21 protein-coding genes are annotated in these 16,025 nt (G+C 32.5%); 1 reads left to right on the top strand and 20 read right to left on the bottom strand.

Features of this window, described 5'->3' with window-relative positions; all coding sequences use genetic code 11:
• Window positions 1-100: 100 nt before the first annotated feature.
• The 19 genes from AN960_RS19215 to AN960_RS19130 form a co-directional block, all read right to left on the bottom strand.
• Entirely contained in the window at window positions 101-913 is an 813-nt protein-coding gene (locus tag AN960_RS19215) for a pyruvate, water dikinase regulatory protein (RefSeq protein ID WP_056474945.1), read from the bottom strand.
• Between the two features lie 20 nt (window positions 914-933).
• Window positions 934-1,572, bottom strand: coding sequence for a transcriptional regulator CcpN (gene ccpN / locus AN960_RS19210; protein ID WP_056474942.1), 639 nt, complete (start codon window positions 1,570-1,572; stop codon window positions 934-936).
• Between the two features lie 97 nt (window positions 1,573-1,669).
• Window positions 1,670-2,455 (bottom strand): DNA repair protein RecO, encoded by a 786-nt coding sequence (gene recO / locus AN960_RS19205; RefSeq protein WP_056474940.1) that lies wholly within the window; start codon window positions 2,453-2,455, stop codon window positions 1,670-1,672.
• Window positions 2,456-2,482: 27 nt separating this feature from the next.
• Window positions 2,483-2,626: a YqzL family protein gene (locus AN960_RS24135; RefSeq protein ID WP_069034173.1), complete on the bottom strand. Its 144-nt coding sequence runs from the start codon at window positions 2,624-2,626 to the stop codon at window positions 2,483-2,485.
• Window positions 2,627-2,859: 233 nt separating this feature from the next.
• A complete protein-coding gene (gene era / locus AN960_RS19200; RefSeq protein ID WP_056474939.1) occupies window positions 2,860-3,768 on the bottom strand; it encodes a GTPase Era in 909 nt (302 codons plus the stop codon).
• On the bottom strand, window positions 3,761-4,159 hold the full coding sequence (locus AN960_RS19195) for a cytidine deaminase (RefSeq protein ID WP_025671606.1): 399 nt from the start codon (window positions 4,157-4,159) through the stop codon (window positions 3,761-3,763). The genes era and AN960_RS19195 overlap by 8 nt, the downstream gene beginning before the upstream one ends.
• 47 nt (window positions 4,160-4,206) lie before the next feature.
• Window positions 4,207-4,587 carry a diacylglycerol kinase family protein gene (locus AN960_RS19190; RefSeq protein ID WP_056474936.1) on the bottom strand — a complete coding sequence of 127 codons (381 nt, stop codon included), beginning with the start codon at window positions 4,585-4,587 and terminating at the stop codon, window positions 4,207-4,209.
• Window positions 4,568-5,044 carry an rRNA maturation RNase YbeY gene (ybeY, locus tag AN960_RS19185; RefSeq protein ID WP_056474934.1) on the bottom strand — a complete coding sequence of 159 codons (477 nt, stop codon included), beginning with the start codon at window positions 5,042-5,044 and terminating at the stop codon, window positions 4,568-4,570. Before ybeY ends, AN960_RS19190 begins: the two co-directional genes overlap by 20 nt.
• Before the next feature lie 9 nt (window positions 5,045-5,053).
• Window positions 5,054-7,156: an HD family phosphohydrolase gene (locus tag AN960_RS19180; protein WP_056474932.1), complete on the bottom strand. Its 2,103-nt coding sequence runs from the start codon at window positions 7,154-7,156 to the stop codon at window positions 5,054-5,056.
• Between the two features lie 73 nt (window positions 7,157-7,229).
• Entirely contained in the window at window positions 7,230-8,192 is a 963-nt protein-coding gene (locus tag AN960_RS19175) for a PhoH family protein (protein WP_056474929.1), read from the bottom strand.
• Between the two features lie 4 nt (window positions 8,193-8,196).
• Complete coding sequence (gene yqfD / locus AN960_RS19170) at window positions 8,197-9,384, bottom strand: sporulation protein YqfD (RefSeq protein ID WP_056474926.1); 1,188 nt, start codon at window positions 9,382-9,384, stop codon at window positions 8,197-8,199.
• Window positions 9,385-9,431: 47 nt separating this feature from the next.
• Window positions 9,432-9,680 carry a sporulation protein YqfC gene (gene yqfC / locus AN960_RS19165; RefSeq protein ID WP_088011443.1) on the bottom strand — a complete coding sequence of 83 codons (249 nt, stop codon included), beginning with the start codon at window positions 9,678-9,680 and terminating at the stop codon, window positions 9,432-9,434.
• A gap of 342 nt (window positions 9,681-10,022) precedes the next feature.
• Window positions 10,023-10,487, bottom strand: coding sequence for a hypothetical protein (locus AN960_RS19160; RefSeq protein ID WP_056474921.1), 465 nt, complete (start codon window positions 10,485-10,487; stop codon window positions 10,023-10,025).
• Between the two features lie 448 nt (window positions 10,488-10,935).
• Window positions 10,936-11,136 carry a hypothetical protein gene (locus AN960_RS19155; protein WP_056474920.1) on the bottom strand — a complete coding sequence of 67 codons (201 nt, stop codon included), beginning with the start codon at window positions 11,134-11,136 and terminating at the stop codon, window positions 10,936-10,938.
• Between the two features lie 46 nt (window positions 11,137-11,182).
• The gene (locus AN960_RS19150; RefSeq protein ID WP_056474918.1) at window positions 11,183-11,632 is read right to left on the bottom strand and encodes a GatB/YqeY domain-containing protein; all 450 of its coding nucleotides are present in this window, start codon (window positions 11,630-11,632) and stop codon (window positions 11,183-11,185) included.
• A 14-nt stretch (window positions 11,633-11,646) separates the two neighbouring features.
• Window positions 11,647-11,820 (bottom strand): 30S ribosomal protein S21, encoded by a 174-nt coding sequence (gene rpsU, locus AN960_RS19145; protein ID WP_003152957.1) that lies wholly within the window; start codon window positions 11,818-11,820, stop codon window positions 11,647-11,649.
• A gap of 163 nt (window positions 11,821-11,983) precedes the next feature.
• Complete coding sequence (gene deoC / locus AN960_RS19140; protein WP_056474917.1) at window positions 11,984-12,655, bottom strand: deoxyribose-phosphate aldolase; 672 nt, start codon at window positions 12,653-12,655, stop codon at window positions 11,984-11,986.
• A gap of 142 nt (window positions 12,656-12,797) precedes the next feature.
• A complete protein-coding gene (locus AN960_RS19135) occupies window positions 12,798-14,015 on the bottom strand; it encodes an SLC45 family MFS transporter (protein WP_056474916.1) in 1,218 nt (405 codons plus the stop codon).
• A gap of 352 nt (window positions 14,016-14,367) precedes the next feature.
• Window positions 14,368-14,979, bottom strand: a complete 612-nt coding sequence (locus tag AN960_RS19130; protein WP_056474915.1) for a sterol desaturase family protein — start codon at window positions 14,977-14,979, stop codon at window positions 14,368-14,370.
• A gap of 172 nt (window positions 14,980-15,151) precedes the next feature.
• On the opposite strand from AN960_RS19130, the gene AN960_RS19125 reads away from it, so the two are divergent.
• Window positions 15,152-15,463 (top strand): hypothetical protein, encoded by a 312-nt coding sequence (locus AN960_RS19125; protein ID WP_025568175.1) that lies wholly within the window; start codon window positions 15,152-15,154, stop codon window positions 15,461-15,463.
• 29 nt (window positions 15,464-15,492) lie between these two features.
• Here the strand turns inward: AN960_RS19125 and AN960_RS19120 are convergent, their stop codons facing one another.
• Window positions 15,493-15,960 (bottom strand): RDD family protein, encoded by a 468-nt coding sequence (locus AN960_RS19120; RefSeq protein WP_056474912.1) that lies wholly within the window; start codon window positions 15,958-15,960, stop codon window positions 15,493-15,495.
• Between the last annotated feature and the right edge of the window lie 65 nt (window positions 15,961-16,025).

Genomic DNA, 16,025 nt, shown 5'->3' with positions numbered 1-16,025 from the left:
TAATTTATTTAAATTCCTATTTTAAAAAGATGAAAACACATTAGATTACTCTAATGTGTCAGTCTAAAAAGATCAATCATCATTTTTAATTTCTAAAAAATTATCTTATCTGCTTATTTTGATAATAATAATTTAATATTACATTAGCGGATTCTTCTACTGCCTTACTTGAAACATCTACAACTTTACAGCCAATTTGTTTAACAACATTATTGAAATGTTTTAGTTCCTCTTCAATTCTTGAAATATTAGCATAACTAGCTCCGTCGTGCAGTCCTAAGGAAATTAATCTTTCTTTTCGAATATTGTTTAACTTTTCTGGAGAAATCATTAACCCAATGCACTTTTCTTTTGGAACTTTAAGTAGTTGTTCTGGTGGATCTACTTCTGGAACTAAAGGCACATTGGCAACTTTAAATCCTTTATGAGCAAGATATTGTGATAAAGGAGTCTTTGATGTTCTAGATACACCAATTAAGACAATATCAGCTTTTTCAATACCTCTTGGGTCTCTTCCATCATCATATTTAACCGCAAATTCAATTGCTTCTATACGTTGGAAATAATCCTCATCTAGTTTGCGAACTACACCTGGTTCATTTCTAGGTTCAAGTTTATGAATCGTTGAAATTTTATCGATTAATGGACCGATTAAGTCATAAACAATTACACCAGCACCTTGCGCTTCTTCTAATAATTTCTTTCTCATATCAGGTTTTACTAATGTGAATACAATAATACCATTATTTTCTTTTGCTACTTGAACTATTTCAATTAATGTTGCATTATCTTCAACGTATGGTACACGTCTAATCTCGAATTTTTGATGAAATTGACTAATAGCCGCCTTTACGACATGCTCTGCTGTTTCTCCAACAGAATCTGATACAACATAAACGATTGAATTGCCCATATGTTCACCTCTTAACTTTACTAAAACATATCATTGTTCATTAAGTCTACAATCGCACGAGTAAAATTTGTTTTTGTAAATCGACCAATTACCTCAAGTCCATGCTCACTTTCACGAACAACAGGGACAGCATCAATTTGTTTTTCAATTAAACTCTTAGCTACATTATAAATTGTATCATCTTTATAGCAAATTGTAATGTTTGGCATCCTCGTCATGATAATATCTACGGGTAATGTATGCAAATCTTTATTTCCTATACTTGCACGGAGTAAGTCTTTTCTCGAAAGTACTCCTGTTAAAACCGAATTTTGATCAACAACAAATAACGTTCCTACATCCTCAAGAAACATTGTAACGATCGCATCATATACTGATGAACTTCGATCCACTACAACAGGAATCGCCTGAAATTCCTTTACAGTCAATTTTTTTATTCTGTCAATGACCTGTGCACCGCTTGTTCTTCCTGTGTAATAATATCCTACTCGTGGTCTTGCTTCTAAAAAACCAGTCATTGTAAGAATAGCTAAATCCGGGCGAAGCGTAGCTCTTGTAAGTGCTAGCTTATCAGCTATATGTTCACCTGTAATTGGTCCATTACTTTTTACTATTTCAAGTATTTGAGTTTGTCGCTTTGTCAGTTCTATTTCCCTCACCCCTAACTATCCAATATGTTATACTCTCTAATAAATATTATATACTATTTTTACAATTTAAAAAAGAAAGAAGGAAATAGGTAGCCTATTTCCTTCCTTAGGTTTCTGAATTTTTATTATTTTTCAGAAAATTATCCATATTTTTCAATTGCTCTAAAAATTTACGTGACTTTAAATAGATCCCACTATATTCATCATAATAAGAAAATAAAATTTGTTGTAAGTTTTTCTTAGTTGCTTCACTAACCTCAATTTTACCAAGTCGATTTACATCAAAATGATAAAATAACCTCATTAGCTTAACCGACTTTTCAGTAACAGAAAAAGCATATGGATCGGTCTGTTTACAACGCTGACATAAAAACCCACCTTCTTTAACAGAAAAGGCTACAAATATATTTTCATTTGCACTACGTCTACAATTTATGCATTGATCAAAAAATGGGTGATATCCTAACACAGGTATCATTTTCGTCATAAATAAATAAGTCAAAACTTCAGCATCTGCACCTTCATTCATGTGCTGTAGTAATTGAAGGACTAATTCAAATAAATACGGATTATTTTTTTTCTCTTCTACAGCTTTATCTGTAAGTTCTACAACAATCGAAGCGTACGCAGTTGCAACTAAATCACTTCTTAATTCTCGATATGAATCAATCAGTTCACCTTGACTTAATGTACCTAATCCAGATCCTTTTTGAATTAAAAACGACCCATATGTAAAGAGTTGTGTAACAGAAGCAAGTCGACTATTCGTCTTCTTCGCTCCTCTTGCCACAACTCCTATCTTACCTAATTCTCTTGTTAAAAGAGTAATAATAACATTTGATTCTCCATAAGCGTTTGCCCGTAATACAATTCCTTCTACACGCTGTAACATTTAACTCACCATCCAATTGGATGAAGGTTAAGTATGTAGGGAATCAATATCAGCTATTTCTTCATCAATGTAACTTTTCTGATCCACATGTTCCTGTTCAAGCTGCTTAAACAATAAATACGTCTCAACATTTCCAGTTTTAGAAAAGACATCCCAGGTAAAATTCAACATTGAGAAACCACCTTTCAAGAATAGCTACAACTCATTGCTCATTACCTATAGCCAAATTACTTTCCCTGCTTACTTATAATGTGACCTTCTCTCCCGATTTTCATGTGTATAAAATTTATTAAAATAACAAATAAAAAGCTTGCAAAATCAAAAGAAGTGTGTTGGGCTTTTTAAAATAACGGTAATATTACTAGACCCCTGATTCTAAGCCCCTATCGCTTAATTTTTGCCTTTTAATACTCATCCTCACGGAAACCTAAATCTCTTAATTGAGACATACGATTACGCCAATCTTTTTGAACCTTAACCCATAACTCTAAGAATACTTTTGTATCAAGCAAGTTTTCTATATCTAAACGAGCACGCTTGCCAACCTCTTTTAACATGCTACCTTGCTTTCCGATAATAATACCTTTTTGGGAAGATCTTTCAACCACAATTGTTGCATTCACGTATATTGCATTTCCTTCTGGTCTTCTTTCAATTTGCTCAATAATAACAGCAATTGAATGTGGAACCTCTTCTCTAGTCAAATGCAATACTTTTTCTCTTATTAATTCTGAAATGATAAATCTTTCAGGATGATCTGTTACTTGATTTGCAGGGTAATATTGCGGACCTTCTGGTAAATAAGTTTTAATAACTTTTAATAAGCGATCGACATTATTCCCTTGTAATGCTGAGATTGGAACAATTTCAGCAAATTGGTATAAATCTTTGTATTTATTGATTAAATCAAATAACTGTTCAGGATGAATTGTATCAATTTTATTAATAACTAAAATAACTGGACTACGACTTCCTTGCAGCTTCTCAATAATGAATTCATCTCCACGACCAAATCCTTCATTGGCATTTACCATAAATAACGTAGCGTCAACATCCTTAATTGAGTCTTGAGCTACCTTTACCATAAAATCACCAAGTTTGTGTTTTGGTTTATGGATTCCTGGCGTATCGATAAAGACAATTTGTGCATCATCTTCCGTAAAAACGCCTTGAATTTTATTACGAGTTGTTTGAGGCTTATCACTCATTATAGCTATTTTTTGACCAATTACTCGATTTAGGAATGTACTTTTCCCTACATTTGGTCTACCTATAATTGAGACAAAACCTGATTTATAACTTTCTTTATTCATTCAAATCCTCCGATGTAAATGCTCCTGGCAATAATTCTTTTACTGATGTTTCTTGGATTGCTCCATTTAAGTTTGCTAAATATACGATTGTATCTGGACCACTAAGTTCAAATAAAACTTGACGGCATGCCCCGCAAGGCGCAACAGGTCCCTCGGTATCAGCGACTACTGCCACTGCTGTAAACTCCGTAATGCCTTCTGAATACGCTTTGAATAATGCAGTACGTTCTGCACAATTCGTTAGACCATATGATGCATTTTCTATATTACAACCACGAATAACTTGACCATCCTTAGTAAGTAATGCTGCACCAACTTGAAATTTCGAATATGGTACATATGCATTTACTCTAGCTTTTATCGCTTCATTTATAAGTTGTTGTTTATCCATTTATGTAGCCTCCTATTATAAGCCCGAACAAAAAAAGTGGGGTCTTATTAACGTAGTATAGTAAAATACGGAAAAAATAGCAAAGCACCTATAATGATTGAAACAATTGCAGCGACTAACACTGCACCAGCTGCCACATCCTTCGCTTTTTTTGCTAAAGGATGTTTATTAGGTGATGCTAAATCTACAACTGCTTCAATTGAAGAATTTACAAGCTCTAGCGAAATGACCATTGTAATAATAAGTAGAAGAATTAACCAATCTATTCGACTAATATGTAAATAAAATGCAAGGCCGATTGAAATAAGGGCTGCAAATAAATGGATTTTTATATTTCTTTCTTCTTTAATGACTTTAAAAATACCACTAAATGCAAAACCAAAAGATCTAAATAATGTCGCTCTTTTTTTAAAGTCTTTCAAGGCCATATTTTTCTAATATTTCCTTTTGTTTTGTAAACATCACTTTCTCATCGGCTTCATTCATATGATCATAACCTAGTAAATGTAAACATCCGTGCACTGCTAAAAAACCTAATTCACGGCGGAACGAATGACCATACTCCTCAGCTTGTCTCTTAGTAGTAGGAATTGAAATGACAATATCACCTAAAGTACGCGGTAAGTCCACACCAATGATTTCAATTTCTCCTTCCCCTAATTCTTCCATTGGAAATGAAATTACATCAGTAGCACGATCTTTCTCTCGATACTCTTTATTAATTTCATGAATTCTTTCATCATCTACAAATGAAACTGCAATTTCAACTTCACCAGTTACACCCTCATATTCAAGTGCACACTCTAGTAAACCCTTTATATCAGATTGCTGTTCGTTAGTCACTTCATTTGTTTCATCTATAAAATCTATTTCTAATTGAACCATTATTTCACCTTATCTTTCATCTGGATACTGTATTCTTGAATGGAAAGTTCCTTTTAAAGTCTCACACAATGATTTCTCAACAATATATAATTCTTTTAAATTTAATTCACACATTGCAAACTGACCATCATTCAAGCGATCATGCATAATCGAAGAAACTAATACCTCGATTTTTTCCATATCAGGGTCTTTTAACGAACGAACTGCCGCTTCAACACTATCAGCAATTCCTACAATTGCTGATTCCTTTGAATGAGCCTTTGGACCAGGATATCTAAAATCAATTTCTTTAACATCAGGATTCGTCTCTTTTTCTTTGTAATAAAAATACTTTAATAAAGTTGTACCGTGATGCTCTGCTGCAATATCAATAATATCTTTTGGCAAATTATATTTTTTTAGTATTGTTACACCATCACTTACATGCCTTAAAATGATATCTTTACTTTGAATCGGTTTAATACGATCATGGGGATTATGAACACCCATTTGATTTTCTATAAAGAATCCTGGATTATTCGTTTTACCTATATCATGATAATATGCTCCAACTCTAGCTAACAAACCATTTGCACCGATCGCTTCACAAGCACCTTCAGCTAAATTTGCAACCATTATACTATGATGATATGTACCCGGAGCCTCTAATAAAATTTTTCTTAATAAAGGATGATTTGGACTACCCAACTCAACAAGTTTAAATGAGGACACCATCCCAAACGAATCTTCTACAAAAGGTAAAATCCCCATCGTAATGACACTTGATAAAACTCCAGAAGTAAGTCCCATTAATAAATAAATCCCAATTTCTACAGATGAATATTGACCATTCCGAATTAAAATCAAAGAAAACAGAGTAGCAATATTAACAAGCGAAATTAAAAATCCAGCATGGAGAATCATTGAACGCTTATTTTTAACCTCATTTAAAAATAAAACGGCGATTGAACTAAATAAAATATAGATTCCAGTCGAGTAATTAATTGCGCCATTTACATCTTCATTAAACATTAAACTACCGCAAATAGAGAAAATAATCGACGAAACCATTAAATATCGATTACCTAATAAAAACTTTATTAACAAAGTCCCAATCGCAACTGGAGCTACATATACAAGGCCAGAAAACTCAACTTTTTGAAACAAGCTTACAATTTTCAAAATTAAGATTGTAAAAATTACAATGCTATAGTATGTAACGATGTATATATTCCCTTTATCTTTTAAAGTTGCCGTTTGCTTCAATACGAAGTACGCCAATACTCCAATTAATAAAATTAATCCAATATACGGTTGAATCGACTGTTTGTTTTTTATTAAACCAACTAATTTTAATTGATCATATTTTTCCTTTGTAATTGTTTCTCCGGCTTTTACTAAGACTTGTCCTTGTAAAATATAGACACTATCTACACTTTCACTTTCTAGACGTCTTCTCTCTTTTGTCGCTTCGACATCATAAAAGTAGTTTGGAACAATAGCAAAATCGCCAATTGAGATCATCGCATCCTTTAGTGAAGGATTAACGCTTACATATGATAATTCATTTCGCAGCTTTCCACGAGATTCTTCGATTTGGCTCGTAGTAATTTCCTCAGACATAACATTATTAATAGCTGTATTTAACGAAGCTTTAGTAATATTTAACTGTTCATCTGACGATTTAACTAAAGTACTAAATACACTATCTTCTAAGTTTTTACGAATGTCGTCAGGCAGTTTTTTCTTTACATCACTTGTTTCTTTATCAATTAATGCTTGTCCTGTAGGATTATCACTCTTTGCATTTTTGTTTTTCACTTCTGTTACAATATCAAAAATTGAATTTACTATGTCAATACGCTTTTGTGTATAACTTTCCTCGTATTTATATACATCCTCAACTCTTGATTCAGCCTCTTGTCGCTTTTTAGCTGTAGCTCCTTTATCCTCAATCGTGATAGGTGAATAAATATTATCATCAGCAATTGATAATAGCTGAATGTCGTATTTTACCGGTCTAACATGACTAACTAAAAGAAGAAAACTTAATAAGCTGAATGCAATGGTACATAGTAATATGACAAGAGTTTGATTCTTAAAACGCTGGATTAAAGCTTGCAAACTATTCATTGTTTCCCCTTTCTAGAAATGCACCTCATCATAAAAATACGAAATGACCCTATCAATGTAGGGTCACTACGAATCATTCTTTTGCTAAATCATAAGCTTGAATAATCTTTTGTACAAGTGGGTGACGTACTACGTCAGTTTGTTCCAAGATCGTCATACCAATGCCCTCTACACCTTTAAGTGTATGTTGAGCTGATACTAAACCCGACTTTACTCCTTTAGGTAAATCAATTTGTGAAGGGTCACCTGTAATAACCATTTTAGAGCCAAATCCTAAACGGGTCAAAAACATCTTCATTTGAGCCATTGTCGTATTTTGAGCTTCATCCAAAATGACAAAGGCATCTTCTAAAGTACGTCCCCTCATATAAGCTAAAGGTGCAATTTCAATTGTTCCTCGTTCAATTAAACGCACAGTATGCTCTTGCCCTAAAACATCGTGTAGAGCATCATACAGTGGTCTTAAATATGGGTCAACCTTTTCCTTTAAATCTCCTGGTAAAAATCCTAAACTTTCTCCAGCTTCCACAGCAGGTCTTGTTAAAATAATTTTACTTACTTTATTATTTTTTAATGCTTGAACAGCCATGACAACTGCAAGATATGTTTTACCTGTACCAGCAGGTCCAATTCCAAATACTAAATCATTTGATTGAATTGCACGAAGATAATGTCTTTGTCCAAAAGTCTTAACTCGAATTGGTTTTCCTTTTGAATTCTTAATAATTTCTTCGTCATACAACCTAGCAAATGATGACAGCCTTCCTTCTTTAGCCATCTGAATTGAGTATGTAACATCCCTCGATGTAATACTCACTCCATTTCGAATAACCTCTAAAAGAGCTTGAATGATTTGCTCAACAGTTTTCACATCTTCATTCGTACCTGAAACTTGTACAGATTGACCACGTGACACAATCTTAACATCAAGCAAATTCTCAATTATTTCTAGATGCTTATCGTTTGTACCAAATAAGGCAATTGCTTCGTTTGGATCCTCTAGTTGTTGATTAATCGTTAGTAGTTGTTCTGGCATTACTTTAGTCCCCTTGAACAATAGTTTTCGTTTTTGTGATATCTTCTAAAACTTTATAATACATTCTTAAATTAACTTTACCATTGTCTATTGACTCGTGCAAAACTTTTTCTTGTAAAATCTTGGCATCCGGACTTAACTTTTTCATTAATTCCTTCTTCCCAATTTCTTTTCCAAGTTGTGCAGCCTGCACTTTAGAGTATGTTCTAACATATTTTTCACTTTCCAGAATTGTTTTTTTACTAAAAAAAATCGGCAATTTCCATTTTATAAATTTAAATTGATACGAACTACTTTCATCTTCAAAAGACTTATATTTATTCTTATCAAATCCCCAAAATTTTATTTTATTTTCCTTTGTTCCGATATAATAACTAGTTTTTCTTTCTCCTGTAAGCACCGTAAAAGGAGTATCTAAAGGGACACTAATAATTTCCTCTCGCCAAACTTCTCCCATGATTTTGCCAACAGCTGGTACTAAAATAGGATGTTCTTCCGTACCGATTATTCCAGATACTAATATTTGACCTTTTTTCACAAAATCATTCTTTACTACAAGAGGTTTCCCTTTTTCAACAAACATGCTTGAAATAACAGCTTCTTCACTTGCAATAATATGACGTGGACTTAATGCCTTCTCAGGTTTAGGTATGTGCTTTTCAACCACCTCAAAATGAAAGGTAGTCCCATTTAATTGTACACCAATCCAGGTTAATGTTGGATTCTCATCTTGTAGCTTTTTCTGGATCGTTTGCATTCTAGGTAAAGTAAATTGAGATGCGCCAGTCTTAACACCCATCGCAGTTAAATCTTTCCGAAGTTTATACTCAACTTCAGGTGAAGCACCTTTTATATCAATTCTCCAAACCATATTTGAAAGTAAAAACAAAACTAATAAAAAGCCAACAACACCCATAACAAATCCAAAATACTTCCAAGCTCGTCTAACTTCAAAAGGAAGCCCCTTCCGGCCAATAAAATATACTTTATATTCTTTTTTCCGAGGAATATTCTTGATCCGTTTATAATCTTTCAACTCAATTGTAAACGTAATCGAATTTGTTCCACTTTTCTTCACATCACGAAGTGGAATCCCCTTACGCATACACTCATTTAAAAAACGTTCTGGTCCAAGCCCAATCACTTTTACTTGAACCATCCCTGTAAGATTTGAAGTCCATTGGTTTTTCATCCTAATCCCCCATGTCATTAGACTGATCATGGTGTAAGTTCTAGATGCTATTCATTAATAAAATACACATGCTCAATTTCGCCTTCCAACAAAATCTCCTCAGGCAACATCGTCTTCAAAACAAAATCTTTCCCTTTAATCAACAACTGCCCCTGCTTCATTAACAAACGCAATTCATTGTCTGAGTACACAAGTAACCCTCTATGGTTTTCAATATAAATATGTAGTTGACCTAACATCGTAATACGTGGCAATTCCAATAGTACATCTGGTGGTAAGTCCATCTTACTTGACATCCATGTTTTTAAATTATGCGCTAATCTTTTCAAGATAGACTCCTCCCCCTTTCATATCATATTTATGATGATTTCTGAGAAGGTATGATATAAAAAGAAAAAGGCAATGGAAATTTAAGATGAATATTTGGATTTTATAAAAGTAGGGTTTATTGATTTTAAATTTTAGTGAGGAAATTGAGATTTATGGGTACTGGCGTCTAGATGGGGTGCGGATAACAAACCAAATGATTAAGAAGTTAATTTTTTAGTTATAGCATTGAAGTTACAGCCAAATCTTTTGATACAAAAATAAAACCGAGAACAAATACTATTCTCGGTTGAAATATTTTATTTACGTTTTTACATTCTTCTTTGGATTGTAACATCTTGATAAACATCTTGTTTTCCTTGTGAAGTAGTAACCCACCAAAGAACCCCTTGTGTGAGAAAGAATAGACTCCACATTACTACAAGACCTATTGAAGTTAGATCACTATTCCCATCACCGTAAATCCCTTTGACTGTAACATAGGTGATGAGTACACTTACTATAATACCTAACAACTTAATTGGTAACGGCCTTTTAGTCATAGATGTATCAATTTGTGGTGTATCATATGTTTCTGTTATGAATAGTTCTTTATTTGTTCTAGCATAATCATGAACCCCTTGTTTAATCTCATCTTGTAATCGTTCTTCGTCACCTATTGCCATCTCTTTCGTAATAAAGATTAATGTAAACGCGAATGGTACGACTATTATTAACCAACCTAAAGCAAATGCTATTCCACCTAAATCATTGTGTAAATCCCCGAACGGTGTCATTATTCCCATCTCTCCTTTACAAGTGGATGATAAACAAATGCATTGTTCATCTAAATTCATCATACCGAATAAAATTAATTCTATATGTGATATAAATCACACACTTAGTTAAATTTAGACTAAAAAATTAATATTTTTTCCATTAATTTATATTGCAAAAAAACGAGAGCAAATAGCTATTCTCGGTTGCGTTTTCTCCAAACTGGATTATGCAAATTTCAATTAAATTTACTTTCAAATCAAATTGGTTAAGTGCAGGATCTTAAACTAGTTCAGGACACACTAACTGGATATGTGTGGAGCGCAATTAAAGGATAAAGTTTACACCAAGACTGAAAATGGTGCAGATGTAGGCTGGTGGAGGAGAATACTTAACAGTTTTATAAGAAATTAAGTTTTTTTTAGTGAACGGTATTGTTATCGTAAAAAGTCAGCAAACTAATGTGATTTATTCGAGTGAAGCAATCATTTTTAAGGAGTTAATTGCAGTTTTGATTTTTTTATTTGCAGTTTCGAAGATATTAATTGTACTTTCGAAGATATTAATTGTACTTTCGAAGATTTTATTTGCACTTCCAAGGAATTTAATTGCAGTTTCAATCATTTTATTTGCACACTCTTTAACAATCGCAATTCCATATACAGCCATTCATCCCAAAAACAAAAAAAAAAAATAAACGTCTAAAAATAGACGTTTATTTTAACAGACTTGCTACAGCTTTATTCACAGAAGAGCCATCAGCTTGTCCTTTTACTTTAGGCATAACTGCACTCATAACTTTCCCCATGTCAGCTTTTGATGTAGCACCGACTTCTGAAATTGTAGCACGTACAATTTCAAGAAGTTCCTCTTCAGATAATTGTTGAGGCAAGTATTCGTTTAGAATCAGTAACTCTTGCTTTAATTTATCCACAAGGTCTTGACGACCAGCTTTTTCGAATTCCAGGAGGGAGTCTTTACGTTGTTTCACTTCACGAGTTAAAATTGTTAACTCTTGATCAGCTGACAATGTCACATTATTCCCTAAGCTAATTACTTCATTTTGTAATGACGCTTTCACCATTCGAATAACTGCTAACTTGTCTTTGTTTTTTTCCTTCATCGCTTGTTTCATATCTGAATTCAAACGTTCGAGAAGACTCATAGTAACACCCTCTCTTAGAATTTACGTTTTCTCGCTGCCTCTGATTTTTTCTTACGTTTTACACTTGGCTTTTCATAAAATTCGCGTTTTCTTGCTTCTTGTAGCGTACCAGTTTTAGAAACTGAACGTTTAAAACGACGAAGAGCATCTTCTAAAGATTCGTTTTTACGAACGACTGTTTTAGACATCTTACTTTTCCCTCCCTCCAAGCTACCACTTACAATCAATAAAACACTGTAAAAAAAGAAACCCTTTTCCACATGTCTTTTACGATTATAATACATAAACTATTGATAGGTCAACAGGTAAATGTCAAGTTTGAAACTTAACACCCTTTACCATTAAAAGGAATCAATAGCCTTCTGTCGCTACGTTTCCTTGGACAATCGTGATTCCATTACTTGTACCAATTCGAGTTGCCCCAGCTTTAACCATTTCATTTACACTTGCTAGATCGCGTACTCCTCCTGATGCTTTAACTCCAATATCAGGTCCAACTGTTTTTCTCATTAATGCTACATCCTCTACAGTTGCACCACCAGTTGAAAATCCTGTAGATGTTTTAACGAAATCTGCTCCGGCTTTTACAGAAAGCTTAGAAGCCATTTCTTTTTCTTCATTCGTTAACAGACTTGTTTCGATAATTACTTTTACTAACGCTTTATCTTTTGCTGCATTTACAACTGCTGCTATATCTTGTTCAACAGTATCATAGTCCTTATCTTTTAAAGCTCCGATATTAATCACCATATCTACTTCCCCGGCTCCATTTTCAATTGCATTCTTAGTTTCAAACGCTTTTGTTTCTTTTGTATTCGCGCCTAAAGGAAATCCAATAACAGTACAAACCAAAACTTCAGAGCCCTTTAACAAACTTGCACAATGACTGACCCAAGTTGGATTCACACAAACCGAAGCAAAATTATGTTCTTTTGCTTCTTGACATAATTTTTCAATTTGAGATTTAGTTGTTTCAGGTTTTAAAACTGTATGATCAATCAATTTATTGATATTAGTTGTCATTTTGTAGTGCTCCTAACTTTTGTTTTTTTCAAAATTACTCTTTTAAAGACACTGAAATATCAGCATTCATTATTATTTGTTTTTTAATTTTAATTATGTGAAACGATTTAATAACTATTAAAAAAAATTCAAAGCATCAAATTTAAATAGATGCATTTGAATTTTTTTCGACTGTTTTATGATTGTCTTTTACTTTAAGCATCATAAAGAATGATACTGTAATAAAGAAAAAACCATACAAGAACATGAATTTGAATCCAATTAGATCCATAATTGCACCTAAAAATGGGGGTGAAATAATATTGGCAATCGATGAGAATAAATAATATAAACCTGTGAAAGTTCCAATAAACCCAATCGGTGCCATCTCAGCTAAAAAAGGATATGAATTAATGTTCACTAATGCCCAAAAACATCCCATAACCAAAAAGACTATTCGAATGTATAATAAATCCTTTAAGAAAAATAAAACAATAAACCCAATCATGATTCCAAATATACCAATTAATATGCTACGTTTCTTACCAATTTTTGTTCCAATGAACCCAGCAGGAATTGCAAAGATTAAAAATGCTAATGAGATGAAAGCAAATGAAAATGCCGCTGCACTAACCTTTACCCCTAAATAAACTTCTCCATAACGTGTAAAAAAGGTCTCAATTCCATTAAATCCCGTGAACCAACTCAGAATTGCTAATAATAGAAATAATACACTTTTATTCTGAATGGCTGAACGGAAACCTTCTCTTAATTTCACCTTTTCTTCAGCTTGCTCATAATTTAGAACATCTCTTTTTTCTCTAATAAAGAAAAAAAGAATTAGAAAACTAACTAACATTAAAAATCCTGCTAAGTAAAAAGGAAATCCTTTATTTAGATCCCACAAAATTGAACCAATAAAGAATGCAATTAAGGCACCAATTCCACCCATAAAATTAATGACGCTATTCGCTTTACTTCTTTGTTCAACTCTTGTTAAATCAGGCATAAGTGCTATAACTGGAGAACGGAAAATACTCATACTTAAATTCATAAACACAATAAAAAAGATTAACATAAAAAGTGTTTTATGCACTGGAATTAAAAAGGTAAATATTGCTGCAAGAGGCATACCGATCATTAGAAATGGCATTCTTCTACCAAATCGTGTATCTAAACGATCACTATACATTCCAACGGCAGGTTGTAAAAATAATGCAAAATAATTATCAAACGTCATAATAAATCCGATTAAAGCAGATGACTTTATATAATCACTTAAAAGTTTTGGCATAAAAGCATTATAGACTGACCAAGTAAGACTGATTGCAAAAAATCCAAATCCTAAGAGCATAATTTTTTTGTAATTTAGTTTAGTCATTTGAATTTCTCTTTTCTTTTATCTGTCTTAAAACATTTTCTAATTGAGTTCGATCCAATGACACAATCATTCCCCCTTATTTTCAGTATAGTAGGCCATCCAATCAAATATTTACCCTTTTTTCAATTTTAATAAAATATTAATTTTTTAGTAAAAGTTCATTAAAATAGGCTGTTTCATAAATAAAAGGTGCTAAAACCGACAAAAAAAACCTAGCGTAAACACTAGGCATTTTCCTTAATCATTTTAATTATATAAAACGTACAACCAGCAATAATGCCGTAACAACCACCAATTAAAAAAGAAAATAAGTAAAACATTATTCCTCCAAGATAACTCTTTTACTTTCTGCTTACATTCTTTCTTCTAAGGCTTTCGCGGTATTACTTGTTACTACTTCCTTCTCATCCTTCAACGTACCAAAGATCCCATCAAAAATAGGTGTCGATACGCCATACCAAAAGTTTTCATTTTTAAAATGATGCAGGATATGTAGCTTCTTAATCTGTCGCCCTACTTTTGTTAATGGTTTAATTGGCCTATGAGCTACATAATGCTTCCATTCGTACACTAGTAACATAAAAACTAAACCTGAGCCAAATGCGATCGTTTGAATTAGATTTCTAGATATCAAAAAATAAATGATACAAAGTGATCCTAAATTCGGAATGCTGTACCATATCGGTAAAAATAACAATTTCAAATCATCTGGATACGTATGATGATCATAATGAATTCTTTTCATAAATTTAAGAAATAGTTTATTTTTTGGTGCCTTAATGTGGAAAATAAAACGATGAGTTACATACTCACTAAACATAAAAAAGATTATTCCTATAATGAAAATTAAGACAGTAAACCAAGAAAAATGAAATCCTATACTATAAATAATCCCAATTAAAAAAAGTACCCCCATCACAATAATATCGAAATGAAGAAAAAATTCTCGATATAGTCCCTTCATAAATTCCCCCCCTTATCCATACCTAAATTATCTTAATATCAAATTTATATTTCAATATTATTTATGAAATTCCTTTTTAGGGCTATTAGCGCTGATTATTAATTTTGAATAAAGCACTGGTCGGTGAAGATAATAAAAATGATAACCAAAAATACGTAAAAGGGAGATCTTTATGGAAAAAAGGAGATATTATGTATCTGTTCAAGCAAAAACAATTGTTCCGAATCAAGGGGACGCACCTTATGAGCTAGAAATCGATGCTACAATTGATGAAAAACATAGACTCGAAAGAATTTTCCATCAGATTGACAGTTATGATGAAGCAGCAGGTATTCAAACTGCTTTCATCATTCCAATCACAAATTGGAGTCAAGAAAACAACGATGGATATGACTATTTTTTAAAACAAGCTTATGCAATGATTTATGAATTAGGTACTGAAGAAACACGTGCCCATATAAGCCAGATGAAAATTTTAAAATAAAAAAGAAAGCTCGAAATGAGCTTTCTTTTTTATACATCAATTACTTTAGTTTTAGCAATTAAATCATGTAGTGTTTTGCGATCTGCAGAAAAAATGAAAAAAGGATCGACAAATGCAACAAAACCTACAACTAACGAAAAATATGGTATTTTAATGTATCCTAAAACGAAAAAAATTTCTCTTAAAAACATCGTCTTTAAATTTACTTCCTGATCATCGTTCTTAACGATTACAATATTTAACCAACGCTTTCCTAATGTTTGCCCTTTCCAAACAAATGTAGGGATCAAAATATAAAATATAATGACACTAATAATGGATAGTAGAGAAGTCCAAATATCAAATTTGTCTACTCTAGTAGGATCAAAAAATGTTGAAAACTTTGTCATTCCAGTAATAATAGAAATGGCAAAAATAAAAAGAAAACTTATAAATCCATCAACCAATATTGCTAATAACCTACTTGATCTACTTGCTAATTTAGAATATGATTCCAATAAAATCTCCACCTTTAGTTTCTAAGCTGTCCTTAACGACAGTTTAAATTATACAGAATTTTTTA

This window comes from Bacillus sp. FJAT-25509 (assembly GCF_001420605.1).
Classification (GTDB): Bacteria; Bacillota; Bacilli; order Bacillales; family Bacillaceae_G; genus Gottfriedia.
The sequence above is the reverse complement of the archived record's forward strand: the minus strand, read 5'-3'. Positions and strand labels throughout refer to the sequence as shown.

Bases quoted from the DNA above. Each gene is read 5' to 3' on its own strand.
- AN960_RS19215 (WP_056474945.1), bottom strand. From the start codon at position 913: ATGGGCAATTCAATCGTTTATGTTGTATCAGATTCTGTTGGAGAAACA.
- recO (WP_056474940.1), bottom strand. From the start codon at position 2,455: ATGTTACAGCGTGTAGAAGGAATTGTATTACGGGCAAACGCTTATGGA.
- AN960_RS24135 (WP_069034173.1), bottom strand. From the start codon at position 2,626: ATGTTGAATTTTACCTGGGATGTCTTTTCTAAAACTGGAAATGTTGAG.
- era (WP_056474939.1), bottom strand. From the start codon at position 3,768: ATGAATAAAGAAAGTTATAAATCAGGTTTTGTCTCAATTATAGGTAGA.
- AN960_RS19195 (WP_025671606.1), bottom strand. From the start codon at position 4,159: ATGGATAAACAACAACTTATAAATGAAGCGATAAAAGCTAGAGTAAAT.
- AN960_RS19190 (WP_056474936.1), bottom strand. From the start codon at position 4,587: ATGGCCTTGAAAGACTTTAAAAAAAGAGCGACATTATTTAGATCTTTT.
- ybeY (WP_056474934.1), bottom strand. From the start codon at position 5,044: ATGGTTCAATTAGAAATAGATTTTATAGATGAAACAAATGAAGTGACT.
- AN960_RS19180 (WP_056474932.1), bottom strand. From the start codon at position 7,156: ATGAATAGTTTGCAAGCTTTAATCCAGCGTTTTAAGAATCAAACTCTT.
- AN960_RS19175 (WP_056474929.1), bottom strand. From the start codon at position 8,192: ATGCCAGAACAACTACTAACGATTAATCAACAACTAGAGGATCCAAAC.
- yqfD (WP_056474926.1), bottom strand. From the start codon at position 9,384: ATGAAAAACCAATGGACTTCAAATCTTACAGGGATGGTTCAAGTAAAA.
- yqfC (WP_088011443.1), bottom strand. From the start codon at position 9,680: ATGTCAAGTAAGATGGACTTACCACCAGATGTACTATTGGAATTGCCA.
- AN960_RS19160 (WP_056474921.1), bottom strand. From the start codon at position 10,487: ATGACACCGTTCGGGGATTTACACAATGATTTAGGTGGAATAGCATTT.
- AN960_RS19155 (WP_056474920.1), bottom strand. From the start codon at position 11,136: ATGGCTGTATATGGAATTGCGATTGTTAAAGAGTGTGCAAATAAAATG.
- AN960_RS19150 (WP_056474918.1), bottom strand. From the start codon at position 11,632: ATGAGTCTTCTCGAACGTTTGAATTCAGATATGAAACAAGCGATGAAG.
- rpsU (WP_003152957.1), bottom strand. From the start codon at position 11,820: ATGTCTAAAACAGTCGTTCGTAAAAACGAATCTTTAGAAGATGCTCTT.
- deoC (WP_056474917.1), bottom strand. From the start codon at position 12,655: ATGACAACTAATATCAATAAATTGATTGATCATACAGTTTTAAAACCT.
- AN960_RS19135 (WP_056474916.1), bottom strand. From the start codon at position 14,015: ATGACTAAACTAAATTACAAAAAAATTATGCTCTTAGGATTTGGATTT.
- AN960_RS19130 (WP_056474915.1), bottom strand. From the start codon at position 14,979: ATGAAGGGACTATATCGAGAATTTTTTCTTCATTTCGATATTATTGTG.
- AN960_RS19125 (WP_025568175.1), top strand. From the start codon at position 15,152: ATGGAAAAAAGGAGATATTATGTATCTGTTCAAGCAAAAACAATTGTT.